We start from the raw sequence: 17,083 nt of genomic DNA, 5'->3' as shown, positions 1-17,083 counted from the left end.
AACCTTTAATTTTTAGGATTATTTGTCATATTCTCCATACTCACAACCAGCGTTTTCCATTTTAACATGGTCTATGAGTGTACCATCTTTTTTATATAATTTTATTTCTCCATATCCTGTTCCACCATTCCATAAACGGTTATGTAATTTAAGTCCATTTGGTGCCTCATAATTAAATAACATCATTTCATCACGTTTACAGTATAATACCATGTCTATATATGAGTCTTTATTTGATGCGTGGATGGTCCAGGTATGAACGTCGTCTCCTTCAACAAAGTCGAAATCTATTTTTACTAGATTCCAGAATCTAGCGAAGTTGTATTCATACATTTTTCCTTCGTAATAAAATCCAATGAGCAATTTTCTTGGAATTTCAATTCCAAATGCTTTGGGTCTTCCACCACCGGCTTCAAAAGCTGAGTTTTCTAATTTTTTGCCGGTAATTAAACTGGTAATATTGCATGATGATATCCAAAGCCAAGGACTTGTAAAGTCTCCACCCCAATTTTTATCTGCATATCCGTATGATTTTTCGGGTATGACTTCATATTCGATGCCGTCTAATGTAATTGTTCCACTGTATTCTGTTTTAATTCCTTCTGCATGCCAGAACATTTCGAATGAATTGAGTTTTCTGAATAATTTGCTGGCACCGTATCCTACATTAAATGTTATCTGTTTGTTGATATCTAGGTTCCAGGACATACTGCCTGCATCACACATGTACTCTGGATGGTCTATTGCTTCTTTTTCGGTTACTTCGCATGATCCTTCCATATGTGTTTCAGTTAGGGTACAATTTCCGACTTTAACGTCTAATTTATTATCTGGACAATGGAAATCTTTCATGGAATAAAAGTTATGGATTTGTTTTGGATTTTCTCCCCAACTTCCGACTTTTATCATGCAATATGATGGTTTTTTTCCTGATTTTTTATTTTGTGGGTCTTGACCTAATGTTGGTTTGTCTTCTGCGAGGGCGGGGTTGCATACGAAGTATTCTATGAAAAATGCTTTTGGTTCTTTAGTTTCTTTGTTATATGCGGTTAAGGAATGCCACCACCAGTCATATCCTTTTTTTGCTAATGGTCCATGTAACATATAATGATTTCTTGTTATATCGCTTTTATTCAATGTTATCACATCATTTTTAGTTATGTTCTTAAAATAATTTTATTTTTATTTATATTATTATTGTGTTTTTTATGTTTTTTCTATTTTTTTTATATATTATTTTAATTTTTGTTGCTTTTTTAATTTTTGCACTGTTTTTTTAGAATGTTTTCATTATTTTTTATTTTAAAAAATTAAATATGGTTTTATGGGGTGTTATGTGTTGTTTTGAGTGTTTTTGTATGGTTAAATGTTTATTGTTTTGATTATTGTTTTTTTTCTTTTTTTCTATAAGTTTATATACTACAATATTCAAAGTATGAAGTAGGAAGCATATTTCCGATATGATTATTTTTATCAATAATCACATAATCATTCAAAAAAAATATGTATAATAAACAAAATAGGTGAGTTAATGTCAACAAAAGATGAAAAAATAGACAGTATAATTAAACAAATAGATGAATTTGATTATAAATTCTTAAGATTACAATTTTCAGATATTCATGGTATCCCAAAAAGTATGGCAGTATCATTAAAAAAACCAGATGACATAGAAGATATAATCGAAGAGGGATTATTGTTCGACGGATCTTCAGTACCAGGTTTTGTAGGTATAAACGATAGTGATTTATTATTAAAACCAGACATCAATACATTCTCCACATTACCATGGAGACCAGAAGAAAAAGGTGCTTGCAGATTTATATGTGACATTTATAATACTGATGGAAGCCCATTTGAAGGAGATCCAAGAGGAGTACTAAAAAAATCCTTAAAAAAAGCAGAAAACAAGGGATATCAATTTAATATGGGTCCAGAACCAGAATTTTTCATAATAGAACAAGATGAACATGGAAACTACATGCCTGCAGACCAAGCAGATTACTTTGATGTTGAACCACTCGACAAAGGAACAGATATAAGAAGAGAAATAGTGCTGGGATTAGAAAAACTGGATTTCAACATAGAAGTAAGCCATCACGAAGTAGCACCAGGACAACACGAAATCGACTTCAGATTTGCTGATGCATTAAAAACAGCAGATGCAGTAATAACATTTAAACAAGCTATTAAAGCATTAGTTCATAATTTAGGATACGATGTAACATTTATGCCTAAACCATTCTTTGGAGTAAACGGTAGTGGAATGCATTGTAACCAAAGTTTATTTAAAGATGGAAAAAACATTTTCTATGATCCAGATACTGAAAGTCAATTATCACAAGAAGCATTATACTTTATAGGTGGACTGTTAAAACATGCTCCAGCATTATCATGTATTCTATCTCCAACCGTAAACTCTTATAAACGTTTAGTACCTGGATACGAAGCACCATGTTATATTGCATATGGACTAAAAAATAGGTCTACTTTACTAAGAATTCCTGCATCAAGAGGTATTGGAACAAGAATTGAATGTCGTTCTGCAGATCCATCATGTAACCCTTATTTGGCATTTGCAGTATTGTTAGAAGCAGGATTAGATGGAATGGATAATAAAATTGATCCTGGAGAACCAACAGAATTCAATGCTTTCGCATATACTCCTGAAGAGCTAGAAGAAAAAGGTATTAAAACTTTACCAACAAGTTTATGGGAAGCATATCATTCATTAGAAAAAGATAATGTAGTTAAAAATGCATTAGGGGACTATGTGTATAATCAGTTTTATAACATTAAACGTCAAGAATGGGATGATTATAGAATACAAGTGTTTGATTATGAACGTGAGAAATACTTAAATATATAATTATTTTTCTTGAACATTGTTTTTTAAATTGGTATTATACTTGTCACTTATATCTTTATATATAACTTATGACATATGTTATATCGGAAGTATATTTCCTATTTCCTATAATAAGAAAAATATTAAAACAAACACAAACTTTAAAAAAAAGAATAAAAGAGGCAAAAAATAAAAGCATAATCAAAAAAACGAAATCATAAGACACATAAAAATTAATAAAAAATAAATACATATCATTCAAAAAAAATAAGCAATATAACATAAAAACTAATAAAATAAAAACACATTTTATTAAAAATCAAAAAGAACACAAAACTAGAACATCTGGGGTGATGTATTGTAATTGACATAATACTAAAATTAATAAAATTAAAATCTCCTCATCACCCCTTTAAAATTCTATACAAAACATCACAAAATTCAAATCATTATTATTTTTCATTTATGTATCTATTTTTTCACTAAAACAAAAATATTCAATTTAATAAAAATATGAAAAAAATGTTCATAATATAACTTTTCTTTTAACAAAAAAAGGTACTTGGAAGTTATAAACTATAATTAAAAGTATATTCTATTAAAATAAACAAAGAGGTAATAACATGTGTGGAATTGCAGGACTAATATATAAAGATAAAAAAACACACAGTGTGGGAAAATCATTAACTTCAATGTTAGGATCTTTACAGCATAGAGGACCAGACTCAGCAGGATTTGCAATATATGGTGGTTTAAATCTTCCAAAAAATCATTATCAACTAAATATAGAAATAAAAAATAAAAATGAACTACTAAATCAAGTTAAAACCACTTTAACACAATCAAGCAAAATTTTTAACGAAGAAATAATAAAATCTGACGAAAAAGATAACATCTACCGATGCGAAATAAAACTAGAAAACTACTCAATGCTAAAACAATTAATCACCACATTAGACGAAATCGAAGACATACAAGTAATAAACGGCTCACAATCATTTGAAATGATAAAAGACATAGGAAAAGTAAAAGACATATCCAAACGATACAACGTATCAAAAAGAAAAGGAACACACGGAATAGGACATACAAGATTCGCAACAGAAAGTGGAATAGACAGATACCATGCACACCCATATCAAAGCTATATTACACCAGATATCACAGTAGTACATAATGGACAAATAACAAATTACTGGAAAATCAGAGACCCATTAGAAAGAAAAGGACACGTATTCAAAACATTAAACGACACAGAATGCATCGTACACTACATAGCAGAAAAACTATCACAAGGATACAAACTAGAAGAAACATTAGAAGCAGCAGTAAAAGACTTAGACGGTCCATTTTCCATACTAGTAGGAACACCAAACGGAATTGGAATAGCAAAAGACAAACTAGGACTAAGACCAGGAGTAATGGCAGAAAATGATGATATATTCGCAATAGCATCCGAAGAAATGTCATTACAAAATGTAGTGAACACCGAACATGTAGAACAAATTGCACCTGGAGAAACAAGATCATACACAATATAAAAAAATATGGGAAGTTATAATATGAGTGAGTATACTATAGATGCAAAAAACATGGAAGAAAAAGATTTAACCCGTTCAATAAAAGAACACGCATTAAATTATGATAAACTAATCATCAAAAATCCTCAATCCAGACACAATATTGCTGCAGGAGTAACAGAAGAAGTAAAAATAGAAATAGATGGTTCAGCAGGATATTTCATAGGAACAATGATAGATGGCCCAAAAATACATGTGAAAAATAATGCAGGATGGTTCGCAGGAGACAACATGACCAAGGGCGAACTAATAATCGATGGAAGTGCAGGTGACGGAGCAGGACAAGGAATATACGGGGGAACAGTAGTAGTAAGAGGCGATGCAGGTTCACGTACAGGAGAAATCATGAAAGGAGGAACAGTCATCATAGGAGGAAACAGTGGTTTCATGACAGGACTACTAATGATGGGAGGACAACTAATAGTACTCGGAGACGTAACCAATGATGCTGGAGAATCAATCATGAGAGGAACAATATATGTTCTAGGAGAAGTTAAAAGTCTTGGAAAAAATGCTAAAATGGAACAAACAACATTAGAAGACCAAAAAGAACTAAAAACATTATTAACCAAATACGGATTTGAAATAACAGATATAGATTATACAAATTTCAAAAAAATAACAAACAAATCCGGAAAACCATTAACGGAGTGATTAAAACATGTCAGAAGACAAAATAGCAATAGTAGGAACTCCTTGTGAAATAATGGCAGCATCAAAAATACAACACTACACTCAAACACCAATCGACTTCAAAATAGGACTTTTCTGCATGGAAAACTTTTCATACTCCTACTTTGTAAAACTACTAAAAACAATGGATTTAACCATGGAAGAAATAGAAAAATTCAGAATAGAAAAAGGATACGCATTCCTAAACCTAAAAAACGGAAAACAAGTAAAAATATCATTATCAAAAGCAAAAACAGTAGTAAGAAAAAACTGCAATATCTGTGCAGAATTAACATCAGAAACCTCAGACATATCAGTAGGATCAATAGGCTCAGAAAACGGATGGTCAACAATAATAATAAGAACAGAAAAAGGAGAAAAAATAATAGAAGATGCAATCAAACAAAAATACCTAAAAGCCAAAGAATTAACACCATCTCAACTAAAATTATTAGAACGAATATCATCAAATAAAACAAAAACAAATTATGAAAACATAGAATCCAGAGAATCAAGAGCAAGACCAGTACTATACTTAAGAGACAAAACAGACGAAAGCATCATGGAAGAAATACTAGAATCAAACTTTGATGACCTAAGAGCAAACGTAATAAACGTAGGAGCATGCGTACTATGCGGAGCATGTGAATACGTATGTCCAGATGATCTAATACTAATAAAGAACACAAAACCAAGAAAAAAACGAAAAAAATGTCCCGAAGACTGTCACATGTGTTTCACAGTCTGTCCAAGAACATTCATACCAACAGACCTAAGAAACGATTTAACAAAAACAATAGGAGACTACAAAAAAATCTTAACAGTTAAATCATTAAAACATAATGAAGGACAAGACGGAGTAGTAGTAACAACAATACTAGACTATTTACTATCAAACAATATAGTAACACAAACATTAGTAGTAGATAAAAAAGAAAACTTAGCCTGGAAACCTTATGCAAAACTCACAAAAGACGTGGATGAAATAGTTAAAGCTTCAGGAACAAAATATTCTGTCTGCCCAGTATTCAAACCACTAAAACAATTAAAAAGGGATGTGAATTAAATGCCATTTGACGTCAATAGAAGATCAGAAATATGTAAAAGAAACAATAATCGACCAGGATGTTGTTGGTATTTATGTGACAATCCTAAAGAATCATTATGTAAACATTGTTACAGCTGTTATAGCAACTGTCCACATGGAGTATATGAAATAATCAACGATGAACCACAACCAGTACACCAAGAAAATTGTGTAGGATGTAAAATCTGTGAAGAAATGTGTCCAAACAATGCAATATACGTAACACCACTACCAGATGAAAACAGAGGAATATGGTCAAACTATACAATGCTAGAAATAAAACGAAAATCCAGAGAAGGAACATACAAAGTAAGAGGATGTGGAGCAACACGTCATGTACCATCATTTGACGACTTAACAATACTACCCGCACAAGTATCAAGACCACCAATAGACAAATACAGGGAACCATGTAACTCAGAAGTAATCCTAGGGGACAGATATGCAGAAAATCCAATAAAAATATCAACACCAATAATGATAGGAGCAATGTCATTCGGAGCAATAAGTAAAGAAGCAAAAATAGCACTAGCAAGAGGTTCAAAACTAGCAGGAACCATAACAAACACTGGTGAAGGAGGAATGCTCCCTGAAGAAAGACATTATGCAGATAAATTAATAGCTCAATACGCTTCAGGAAGATTTGGAGTATCAGCAAATTACTTAAATAATGCAGATACAATTGAAATCAAAATAGGTCAAGGTTCAAAAGCAGGAATGGGAGGACATTTACTCGCCGAAAAAGTTACCGCAGAAGTAGCAAAAATAAGAAACATTCCTGAAGGAACAGATGCCCTAAGTCCCGCAAGACACATGGACATAGTAGGACCAGAAGATTTACGACTAAAAATCAACCAATTACGTGACATAACCGATTGGAAAGTACCAATCATGGTAAAATTTACTTCAGGTAGAGTAGAACAAGATGTAAAAATTGCAGCAAAAGCAGGAGCAGATATAATAGTAGTTGATGGAATGCAAGGTGGAACTGGTGCAGGACCAGAAGTAGTAACAGAACACTCCGGAATTCCTACAATACAAGCAATACTAGAAGCAGACCAAACACTTAGAGAAATTAACTTAAGAGAAGAAGTTAGTCTTGTAGCTGCTGGAGGAATACGTTCCGGAGCAGATGTGGCAAAAGCAATAGCACTGGGAGCTGATGCAGCATATATTGGAACAGCAGCATTAATCTCATTGGGATGTAAAGTTTGTCAAGGATGTAGTAAAGGAACATGTCCAAAAGGAATTGCAACACAAAATAGGTTATTTAGGCGTCGTCTAGATCCAGTAAGGAGTGGAGAATATGTTGCAAATTATATTAAAGTAATGACTGAAGAAGCAAAAATGTTAACTCAACAAGCAGGAAATACAGATATTCAAAAACTAGAAAAAGAAGATTTAGTTGCATTAACTATGGAAGCATCACACATTACAGGAGTACCACTGGTAAGAAAAGGATTTAGATAATTAGATAATATAAATGTAGTTCATTAGTTTATTGTTTCTAGTTTCTTATGAGTGATTATATGAATATTGTTTAAGGATTAGATTAAATACTAAAATATAAGTCATATAATCATTAACCTATTCGTATTAACTAATGGATACTACATTAAATTTATATTTTAAATATTTTATACTATTCATTAGTATGGGGATGATTGTTTGACTCTTGATTTCTAATGCTTTTAATAAATTTATTCATGATTCAGATTTTATCTTGATTATTCATAAATAGAACAAATATTTTTTATTTTTAAAAATTCAAATGGTTTGGTATTAGTTAAAGTATAATATAAATAATTAAATCTGTCTGTATGAATAAACTCCCTTTTTTCTTCATATTTAATGTCTTCCATTTTCAGTATTTTTTGCTTATTTCATTTTTTAATATTAAATGTATAGTAATCGACATTGAAAATTATAAATATTAATTAAAAGCAAATATTATAATATGTCAGAACAAACACTTATTAAAGAATATCCAGGAATTATTTCAGAGATTCAAAAAGAAATTAAGAGATTAGAAAATGATGTAAGAGTTTTAAACAAATTATATGTAATTTTAGATATTTTACATGATGTAACAGTTGCTGAAGTAATGAAAAAGCATGACATTAGTCAAGGAACAGTATATAATTGGATTAGAGAATGGAATGAAGGTGGAATGGAAAATTTAAAAAGAAAATCAGGTTCTAAAGGAAAATCTAAATTATCTGAAGAACAATTTAAAATATTGGATGAAATTATATTAAATGAAGAATTAAAAACTGCAAAAGAAGTTCATAAAGCCATTAAGGATAATTTTGAAGTAGATTATAGTATTAGACAAATAGAACGAATAATGAAGAAATTAGATTATTCTTACACTAAACCTTATAAAATTTATAATAAAATGCCAAAAGATGCAAAAGAACTGTTAAAAAAAACGTAGAACATTTAGAACCTACCGAATATATAATAGCTTTTTTAGATCAAACATACTGTCAAAATCAAGACAACAGCCAAAAAACATACCACAAAAAAGGAACACCTAATATCATAAACAAACCTACAGAAAAAATAGGCATATCTGGAGTAGGAATACAAGCAATCAATGGAAATTCATTCATTGATTTTCTAGAAAACACAAAAACATATGAAATGATGAAATTCATGATAAAAATCGTCATCAAAAATTTAACAAATAAAAAATTAATTAACAAACTAACAAATATTCTTAATAAGAAAGAATTAGAACTAGAAAACATATTATCAACAGTAAATAAACCATCAAATTACAAAATTCTTCTTAAAACACTTAAAAACCTTTCACCACTTAATAATACAATAAACAAATTATATGAATATGTAAAAAAGAATAAATGTTCTATCAAAACAAAAAGTAAAATAAAACTTGAAAATATCCAAAAAACTATGTTATTATCATATTTTTACAATAAAAACTTACAACATAAATTAATAATGGAAAAACCAATGGCTATAATCCTAGATAACTATAAAGTACACCATGCAATAGTTTTTACAAAACTATGTGATATATTGAATATAGATTTAATATATTTACCGCCATATTCTCCAAAATATAATCCCATAGAACAAGTTTGGAGAAAAATCAAAGCTGTAATATCTAGAAAATACATTGATAACAAAGAAAATCTAATTAACGAATTTGAAACTGAATATTATGAGTCTGTTGATAAACCAAGTTTTTGGAAAAAATGGGTCAAAGAAATATTACTAGATATATAATTTAGTAATAATTTTTTATAAAATTTAATGTCGATTACTATATTATATATTTTAGTACATACTACTTTTTTTAGTATGTTTGAATTGTATTATGTTTTTTAGTATGTACTAATTTTTTTATTAATTTCTTATTAGTCAAAATTTTTTTCTTAATAAAAATTCACAACTATCTAATTTTTAATATATTTCATATATATGTAATGATTAATATTTGGGATTTGTAAATTTTATCAATATCTAACTTTCACAGGTTGAAAATTAAACTTTAACTACAATCTTCTACCAAAAATCACAAGTTAAAATTTGAACTAAAACTAAATTAGACATAAAATATTATTTATATATAATTTTCTTCATTTTATAAAAATTATTTTATTAATTATTTAAATATAGAATTTAAAAATTATAAAAATTTATATTTATAAAGTAACATATTATATATAAAGATGATTATTATGACTACAACAAATATATATAAAGGATTCCAATTACATATTCCTAAAGAAATTAGAGAAAAACATAATATAACAGAAGATGATCAAATATCTTGGAGAAGTGAAGGGGAGGATATAATTTTAAATGTCAAAAAACAAAGAAGTTTAAGAGATTTAGTTGGTTTGGCTACTGCAAAAAAAGAATTTGATCCAGTTAAATTAAAAAAACGTAGCCAACGTGGTGATATTTAATGATTTTCTTAGATAGTTGTTTTTTAATATCCTTAATATCTGATAAATCTAGTAAACATGATGATGCTATAGAATTGTTAAATTATGTTGATAATGAACATAAAGTTATCAATAGTTTAGTTTTATCTGAAACTTTAAACGGAATACATAGATGTGAAAAAAGAAAAAGTTTAGAAGAAATATATGACATAATGCGTGAAACGGCAGATATTATTTATTTAAAACAAAAAGATTATCTTGAAGCTATTAGTTTAAGTAAACATTACAATAATGCCATAAATTATTCAGATTTTATAATTCTAAAAACTATGCAAGACAAAAAAATAAATAAAATAGTAAGTTTTGATGGTGGATTTGACAAAATTAAAGGAATTAATCGAATATATTGATAGAATAATAATATCTTATTTGTATTACTTCAAAGAAAGTTATTAGAGAAAGGTGTACTAATGGTAGTAAATAACATATTCAATCAGAAGAAAATGAATGAATACATAAACAAATATTCTGACAAATTAAAAATAAATCAACCTGACATGAATCCAGTAAATGACTGGATAAACAGATTAAGCAATAATACACTAGAAAAGGAGAAACAAAACTACATAAACTTCAAGGATATAATTCTAGGAAGATTACTTGGATATGAATTAGAAGACTTGGAATTTGAACATGATCCTGGAAGTGAAGGAAAACCTGTAGAATTCACATTCAAAAAGAAAGACAAGGAATATATGGTGGTTGAAGCCAAAGGAACAAAAACAAAAGATTTAAACAAGAAATTGAACTAATTGAAAAAAGTTTAGAAGAATAATTTAGAAATTTCTATATAACTATGAAAAGTTATATTTGTCTGTAGGGGTATACTCCTTTTTCTTCATATTCAATTTCTAGCCATTTTTTTAATATTTTTTCATTTATTTCGTATTTTTTATTATTTAAGTGTATTATATCTTGATTTTGAAGGTTAGTTAGGTAATTGCTTAGTGAACCTGATGAAATATTTAATTTGTTTGCTATGTCTATACGTTTTAATGGTTCATCTAGTAATAATATTATTATTGTTTGTTCTCTGTAGGATAGTCTTGTCCATATATTAATTAAATGTGAACTTATTGCTGTTATTTTTTTATTAAATTGATTAATTATTTCTTTTTCATCTAATTCTTCATTGGTTGGTAGTAATGATGCAAAAATATTAACATATGATGGTATTCCTTTTGTACATTTGTAAAATCTTTCAAATCCTTCTTCTGAAAAGATTATCTCCGGTACCTTTTCATTTAGGTAATTTTTTACTGTTTCTTTTTCGAATGGATTTATTTGTAAGGTAATCATTCGTCCTCCAAATACTCCGTTTTGTCCTGCTATTTCTGATATAAATTTATCTTGTAAACTTGTTGATCCTGAAAATAGGTAAGCTACGTTTCTTTGATTCTGGATATAACTTCTCATTTTCCATAAAAATGATTCTTTATATTTTCCTAGTTCTTTGATTATTTGAAATTCGTCAATGAATATTATTATGCCTTTAATTTTATCTTGATTTTCTTCATATATTTTTTCCGGTAAATTGAAAACAAAATTCACGGTTTTTTCAGTATTTTCTTCTAATGAAAAAACGGGTAATTGAATTTTGTCTATTTTTATGAATTCTCTGATTTTTATATCGTTAGATTTGAAGTATTTTTCAAGTTTTTTATCCAATGTGGTTATATTTTGTTTATAACATTCTTTAATGATTTCTTTAAAAAAATAGTTCATTAATCCATTTATACTCATATTATTTTTTTGGAAGCATTCCGAGTGAGATAAATCTAAGTATATTGTTAAATAATCTTTTTCTAGTGTTCTTTTCATTTTTTGTAAAAATACTGTTTTTCCAACACCTCTTATGCCGGTTAATAATATATCCGGTGCATGTCCTTGACTTGTCGTTTCTAGTAAGCTTTTTAAATTATTTAATTCATAGTCTCTATTGTAGAATTCGTCATCTGTTAAATTTTGATTGTTACCCCAAGGTAAGTTAGACATATATAGTTCTCCTATTTAATCTAATTATTATTATAATATATATTATATTTTTTTTTAGTATGTACTATATTTTTTATTATATCTTTTATATATTATATATTTTAGTACCTACTATATTTTTTAGTATATTTTCTCTTTTTTATTATATTTGGATTGTATTATGTTTTTTAGTATGTACTAATTTTTTTATTATTTTTGTCAAAATTTTTCTAAATTTGCATTTTTCTTTATTTTCCATTTTTGAGTATGTTTCATCTATATGTCGTGGTTGATTTTTGATATTTTTCACATACTTATTTTTGGCTATTTTTTTGATTATGACTTGTGGATAATTTTACTTCGTAATACTACCGTATAACGAAGTAAATCATATAGTAAAATACACTAATAGTGAACAAAAAGTGTTAATAACAAGAACAAAAAAATGATAGTTATGAAATGTTTTTACATTAACATTAATTATTAACTATTTTAAAAAAAGTAATACCTAAATATATTAAAAAATAAAGTAATAATTATGAAGTTTAATAGTAATAATTTAAAAATTCATAAATTAAATCTGGAAGATTCTCTTGAAAAATTTGATTTTGATTGTGGTGATGAAGATCTTAATAATTTTCTATTCATTGATTCTTTTAAATATATACAAAATAATTTGTCGATAATTTATTTAATCTTTTTCCAAGAAGAATTGGTAGGATATTTTTCATTATCTTCAGATGCAATAAAAATTAAAACCTTAGAAATCAAACATGGATTTTATCCAGCAGTAAAAATTGGTCGACTAGCAGTTAATAAAAAATATCAAAATCAAGGAATAGGTTCTTTCATTATAAAATCTGCTATTTCTATAATATTAAGAACTAGAAATGATATATGGATACGTTTTTTATCGATAGATGCTTATAATGATAATAAAGTAATTCATTTTTATTCTAAATTTGAATTTGAAACCTTACTTAAAATAAAAAATAGAAGGAATATCCCTATGTATTTGGATATAAATATGTTAAGGTAATTCATCAATAAATACTAATTTTTTATACATTTCTTTAGCTTCGTTTATTAATTTAATTTTTTTATCACTAGCTGGTTTTTCCATATTTTCTAAAAATCTATCTAAATCTTCTTGAGTATTAATTTCAGGTGTGGATTCTATTGGTCTTGCCATTTTAATCACTTTTGTAATATTAATTTATTTTTGATTACTAATATATTTATTTGTATTACTATATAAAATATATGTAATACTTTTAAGTCGGTTAGAATATATTCCATATAGCAATAGTAATAAAACACGACACAAACCAACAAATAACACGTCAACAACGAAAAAACAACAAACACCATTACAAAGAATACTCAGCAAACTTCAACATAGCAGTAAGACTAGTTAAAAAGAATTACTCAACCTATTAGACCTAAATAAACAAAAATACGACAACCTATAGATTATGGACACAAATTCCACGACAACACCCAAACTGATTGGTAAAAAAATTCTCCTGAACCTCATCAGGATAAATACGAACAATAAAACTCTTATACATAACAACTATCAAAAAAACACACCAAGAATAATAAAATAATAAATATAAATAATAAAATATTACTCAGGGTATATTTAATAATTTATTTAACGAAGTATTTAACTATTTTGATGAAAGTATTACTTTTCACAGTTTTTTCATAGGATTTCTACAGAGCCTAAAAATCAAAAAGAAGTAGAAGATAAAGAAAGAATAAATGTATTATTTAATCCAAAATAATATCACTTCTTTATTTTTAGAAATTTTAAATATTTAAGATTTAATAACCTATTTTTCATAATATTTTCTTTTAACACAACTTAATATTTTGTTGAATTTGTCTATAAATTTTTCTGTGGGATTTATAGTTATTTTACCATTTTCTTGGATTATTATATCTTCATATGATATTTTATCATCTATTTTTAATAGTGTATTCGCGTCATATTTGTTTTTTAGATTTTGATATGTTTTTTCTATATCTATAGGGTAAGGTAATTGATGGTAATATTTTCCAGTTTCATCTATTTTGTATGTTAGTTCTGTTTTTTCATAACCTGTTATGTCAAGGAATACTTTGGAATATCCTAATTCTTGTAGTTTGTCACGTAATTTCTTGATTAATTTTTCATTTAATATTTTTAATGGTTCATCTACACTTATTGTTGCATTATTTTTGTCTGTTCTTACTCTTATATTTTCTTGGTCTATGTTTTTTCTTACAAATTGTTCTGCTTTGTATATCTTGGTTAGTTTTTCTCTGTTTACTTGTTGGTTAGTTTTTACACGTGTTGCTAGGCATGTTGTATCATAGGAATATTCTAAATTGAAGTATTTAATCATTTGGAACACTTCTTCTTTTGTAATATTACATTCGACTAGGGGACTTATCATATTATATTTGTCGAGAACTAGTATTCCTGGTCTGTCTTCTAGTAAGTCTGTGATGTTTGTTCCTTCTATGAAGTAGTCATAATCGTTGAATTCTGGTAATTTTTGGATATTGCAATACATTAGGTTGCGGCATTCATAGCATCTTTCTTTTGTATTGTTTTGAAATGTTTCATGTGTTAAGAAGTCTATATTTATTACTTTGTGTTTTAGGTTAAATTTTTTTGCTTGTGTTTTTGTGTATTCGATAAATTCTTTTGGCATCATGTTATTGTTGATTGTTACTAGTATTGATTCGGGACTTACTTTTGATAGGATGTATGCTAGTAGTGTACTGTCTGATCCTGCACTAAATCCGAGTATTGACTTTTTGTTTCTTAGGTATTCTTCTAGTTTACCTATTTTTTCTTCTATTTTCATTTAAGATATTCCTTTTCTTGTTTGGGTGGTTATGTGGATGCTCTTTTATGTATATAATAAAATTTATTAACACTGTTATATAATTGTATTGGAGATTCTCCTATTGAATAACATCCCAGACAATAAAACAGTTTATATCATAAAGTATCAAAAAAAATAATAAAAGAAACTAGTAATGCTCAGTACATAGCATTCTTAACTAGTTTATAATAAGTTTTATTACTATTTAAAGTATCACTATTTCCAACAATTATAAGCTTTCTTTTAGCACGGGTAATAGCAACATTCAATCTACGAAGATCATTTAAAAAACCAAGCTCACCATCATCATTACTTCTAACAGTAGAAATAATAATTATCTCCTTCTCTCGTCCTTGAAAACCATCAACAGTCTTAACTTCAACACCCGTTTTTTCCGAAATAATTTTAACCTGATCAGCATAAGGACTAATAATACCAATATCCTTTTCATCAATGCCTCGCCCTAAATATTCATCAACCAAATTCAAACAAATATCAGCTTCTAACGGATTAATTCTTGATTTCGAATCATTCAATCGTTTCTCCTCATTATTCTCCATATGAGAAGTATCAACAAATGTTAAAACATTATCATCATCAACAATAATATCACTTAAAGTAATATTCTCATTAGATTCATCACTAACTAACTGATTACCATAAAATTCCTGGTTAGGAAACTTCATCAACACACTATTCATACGATACTGAACATTTAACAATAAAGATTTATGAGCATATTTCTCAATCAACGATTCAAACAATGTATCCTGTAACTGATATGCATCATCACTAAGAATTGTTGGAGGCAACTGTTTATGATCCCCAGCTAAAATAAAACGATGAGCCTTAGCAATAGGAATTAACACGCTAGGAATAGTAGTTTGACTAGCCTCATCAATCACAGCAACATCAAACTTAGTATCATGAATACTTTCAAGTGCTGCAGATGAATTAGTGGAGACAATAACATCACTATCCTCAATTATCTCAGAAATTATCTTTGTTTCTAGTTTATCAATTTTCTCATAAAATTTGTTTATTTTATTGTTATAATCAATCCACCGGGCCATGGACTTAATAATATCCGCATTTACTCCACGACTACTTTTTCCACGATTTGCATATTGAACTATCTGATTATCACTCATCCCCCTACGATACTGCTGGGAGGGCTTAGTATAATATTTCCTCTCTTCAACATACTCATCAATAACATTATAATAACTTTCAATATTACTACTAAGCGGATGTTTTTCAACCTTATAAGCTAACGTGTATTGCTTGTTTTCATGAGATACCCTCTGTGGATGACCAAGACGTGTTACTATAATCTTATCATTTTTTGCTACTCGTTCTAAAAGGTTATCTACAGCAGTATTACTTTCAGCTGTAGCTAATACTTTACGGTCTTGTCTTACTTCCTGATAGATTAATTCTACAAGTGTTCTTGTTTTACCCGTACCGAATGGTCCATGAATCAGGTAAAAGTCGGGAGTAGACAATGCATGTTGTACGGCAGTTTTCTGTGAATCATTAAGTGTTTCATCAATATATTCAATGTAATGTTCATATGTGCTGTTTTTAGGATTTTTCTGATTTAAATGATATTCCAGAGCATTTCGTCCTTTAATCGATAAGCTTCTAAGGTTATCCTCCATTCTTCTGAAAGTAATGTCATTCACATATAAATCCATTCTAACCTTTTTCTTCAATGCCCACTTTGGAATTTTTTTATCAAAGGCCACTTTAATGTATCGTAATCCTTTCTCTGTAACAGTTCCTGTTAACTGGCTTTTAAGCGGATTATCTGAACTGATAAGTACTACGTCATTCACACTAATCTCTGTGTCAATACTTTTTGATCTTCCATATTGAACTATTGTGGATCCAAGTTCTTTACCTAACTTCTTACCTTTCAATCCATTAACTGCTCTACCAACATGCTCTCTTTCATAGGCAGTCATTTTCTTAATTTCATTAATCATCAGGGAAATTTCTGCTTCCCTTTCATAGTTGATTAGTTTTATTAATTTTTCAATATATTTCTTCATAAGAAA

Annotated in this window: 17 protein-coding genes; 11 read left to right on the top strand and 6 right to left on the bottom strand. The window is 28.2% G+C overall.

The features are described from left to right. Positions 1 to 18 precede the first annotated feature (18 nt). Positions 19 to 1,137 carry a tocopherol cyclase family protein gene (locus PXD04_RS18800; protein WP_323736354.1) on the bottom strand — a complete coding sequence of 373 codons (1,119 nt, stop codon included), beginning with the start codon at positions 1,135 to 1,137 and terminating at the stop codon, positions 19 to 21. Between the two features lie 394 nt (positions 1,138 to 1,531). Here PXD04_RS18800 and glnA point away from each other — a divergent pair, with 394 nt between their 5' ends. The 10 genes from glnA (at position 1,532) to PXD04_RS18750 (ending at position 10,919) form a co-directional block, all read left to right on the top strand. Beyond that, positions 1,532 to 2,869: a type I glutamate--ammonia ligase gene (gene glnA, locus PXD04_RS18795; RefSeq protein ID WP_323736353.1), complete on the top strand. Its 1,338-nt coding sequence runs from the start codon at positions 1,532 to 1,534 to the stop codon at positions 2,867 to 2,869. 602 nt (positions 2,870 to 3,471) lie between these two features. Next, the gene (locus PXD04_RS18790; RefSeq protein WP_323736352.1) at positions 3,472 to 4,389 is read left to right on the top strand and encodes a glutamine amidotransferase; all 918 of its coding nucleotides are present in this window, start codon (positions 3,472 to 3,474) and stop codon (positions 4,387 to 4,389) included. A gap of 21 nt (positions 4,390 to 4,410) precedes the next feature. Then, complete coding sequence (locus PXD04_RS18785) at positions 4,411 to 5,082, top strand: GXGXG domain-containing protein (RefSeq protein WP_323736351.1); 672 nt, start codon at positions 4,411 to 4,413, stop codon at positions 5,080 to 5,082. A 7-nt stretch (positions 5,083 to 5,089) separates the two neighbouring features. Further along, the gene (locus tag PXD04_RS18780; RefSeq protein ID WP_323736350.1) at positions 5,090 to 6,166 is read left to right on the top strand and encodes a Coenzyme F420 hydrogenase/dehydrogenase, beta subunit C-terminal domain; all 1,077 of its coding nucleotides are present in this window, start codon (positions 5,090 to 5,092) and stop codon (positions 6,164 to 6,166) included. Then, a complete protein-coding gene (locus PXD04_RS18775; protein ID WP_323736349.1) occupies positions 6,167 to 7,657 on the top strand; it encodes a glutamate synthase-related protein in 1,491 nt (496 codons plus the stop codon). A 487-nt stretch (positions 7,658 to 8,144) separates the two neighbouring features. Continuing rightward, the gene (locus tag PXD04_RS18770) at positions 8,145 to 8,624 is read left to right on the top strand and encodes a helix-turn-helix domain-containing protein (RefSeq protein WP_323736348.1); all 480 of its coding nucleotides are present in this window, start codon (positions 8,145 to 8,147) and stop codon (positions 8,622 to 8,624) included. A 212-nt stretch (positions 8,625 to 8,836) separates the two neighbouring features. Further along, a complete protein-coding gene (locus PXD04_RS18765) occupies positions 8,837 to 9,442 on the top strand; it encodes a transposase (protein WP_323736347.1) in 606 nt (201 codons plus the stop codon). Between the two features lie 455 nt (positions 9,443 to 9,897). Continuing rightward, a complete protein-coding gene (locus PXD04_RS18760; protein ID WP_323736346.1) occupies positions 9,898 to 10,128 on the top strand; it encodes an AbrB/MazE/SpoVT family DNA-binding domain-containing protein in 231 nt (76 codons plus the stop codon). Continuing rightward, positions 10,128 to 10,517, top strand: a complete 390-nt coding sequence (locus PXD04_RS18755; protein WP_323736345.1) for a type II toxin-antitoxin system VapC family toxin — start codon at positions 10,128 to 10,130, stop codon at positions 10,515 to 10,517. The genes PXD04_RS18760 and PXD04_RS18755 overlap by 1 nt, the downstream gene beginning before the upstream one ends. A gap of 60 nt (positions 10,518 to 10,577) precedes the next feature. Then, positions 10,578 to 10,919, top strand: coding sequence for a hypothetical protein (locus tag PXD04_RS18750; RefSeq protein ID WP_323736344.1), 342 nt, complete (start codon positions 10,578 to 10,580; stop codon positions 10,917 to 10,919). A 52-nt stretch (positions 10,920 to 10,971) separates the two neighbouring features. Here PXD04_RS18750 and PXD04_RS18745 read toward each other — a convergent pair whose 3' ends face one another. Continuing rightward, positions 10,972 to 12,162 carry an ATP-binding protein gene (locus PXD04_RS18745; protein WP_323736343.1) on the bottom strand — a complete coding sequence of 397 codons (1,191 nt, stop codon included), beginning with the start codon at positions 12,160 to 12,162 and terminating at the stop codon, positions 10,972 to 10,974. 517 nt (positions 12,163 to 12,679) lie between these two features. Between PXD04_RS18745 and PXD04_RS18740 the strand changes: the two genes are divergently transcribed. Beyond that, positions 12,680 to 13,180 carry a GNAT family N-acetyltransferase gene (locus tag PXD04_RS18740; RefSeq protein WP_323736342.1) on the top strand — a complete coding sequence of 167 codons (501 nt, stop codon included), beginning with the start codon at positions 12,680 to 12,682 and terminating at the stop codon, positions 13,178 to 13,180. Here PXD04_RS18740 and PXD04_RS18735 read toward each other — a convergent pair. The 4 genes from PXD04_RS18735 to PXD04_RS18725 all read right to left on the bottom strand — a co-directional run bounded on the left by PXD04_RS18735 (position 13,172) and on the right by PXD04_RS18725 (position 17,077). Beyond that, on the bottom strand, positions 13,172 to 13,333 hold the full coding sequence (locus tag PXD04_RS18735; RefSeq protein ID WP_323736341.1) for a hypothetical protein: 162 nt from the start codon (positions 13,331 to 13,333) through the stop codon (positions 13,172 to 13,174). The genes PXD04_RS18740 and PXD04_RS18735 overlap by 9 nt on opposite strands. A 274-nt stretch (positions 13,334 to 13,607) precedes the next feature. Beyond that, the gene (locus tag PXD04_RS23450; protein ID WP_409988287.1) at positions 13,608 to 13,712 is read right to left on the bottom strand and encodes a helix-turn-helix domain-containing protein; all 105 of its coding nucleotides are present in this window, start codon (positions 13,710 to 13,712) and stop codon (positions 13,608 to 13,610) included. A 267-nt stretch (positions 13,713 to 13,979) separates the two neighbouring features. After that, entirely contained in the window at positions 13,980 to 15,002 is a 1,023-nt protein-coding gene (gene larE, locus PXD04_RS18730) for an ATP-dependent sacrificial sulfur transferase LarE (RefSeq protein WP_323736340.1), read from the bottom strand. Positions 15,003 to 15,181: 179 nt separating this feature from the next. Further along, positions 15,182 to 17,077 carry an IGHMBP2 family helicase gene (locus PXD04_RS18725; protein WP_323736339.1) on the bottom strand — a complete coding sequence of 632 codons (1,896 nt, stop codon included), beginning with the start codon at positions 17,075 to 17,077 and terminating at the stop codon, positions 15,182 to 15,184. Positions 17,078 to 17,083 lie beyond the last annotated feature (6 nt).

Origin of the sequence: Methanosphaera sp. ISO3-F5, from assembly GCF_034480035.2 — an archaeon.
In the GTDB taxonomy this organism is placed as follows: Archaea; Methanobacteriota; Methanobacteria; order Methanobacteriales; family Methanobacteriaceae; genus Methanosphaera.
Note: the sequence above shows the minus strand (reverse complement) of the source record. Positions and strands in the feature narration are given on the sequence as shown.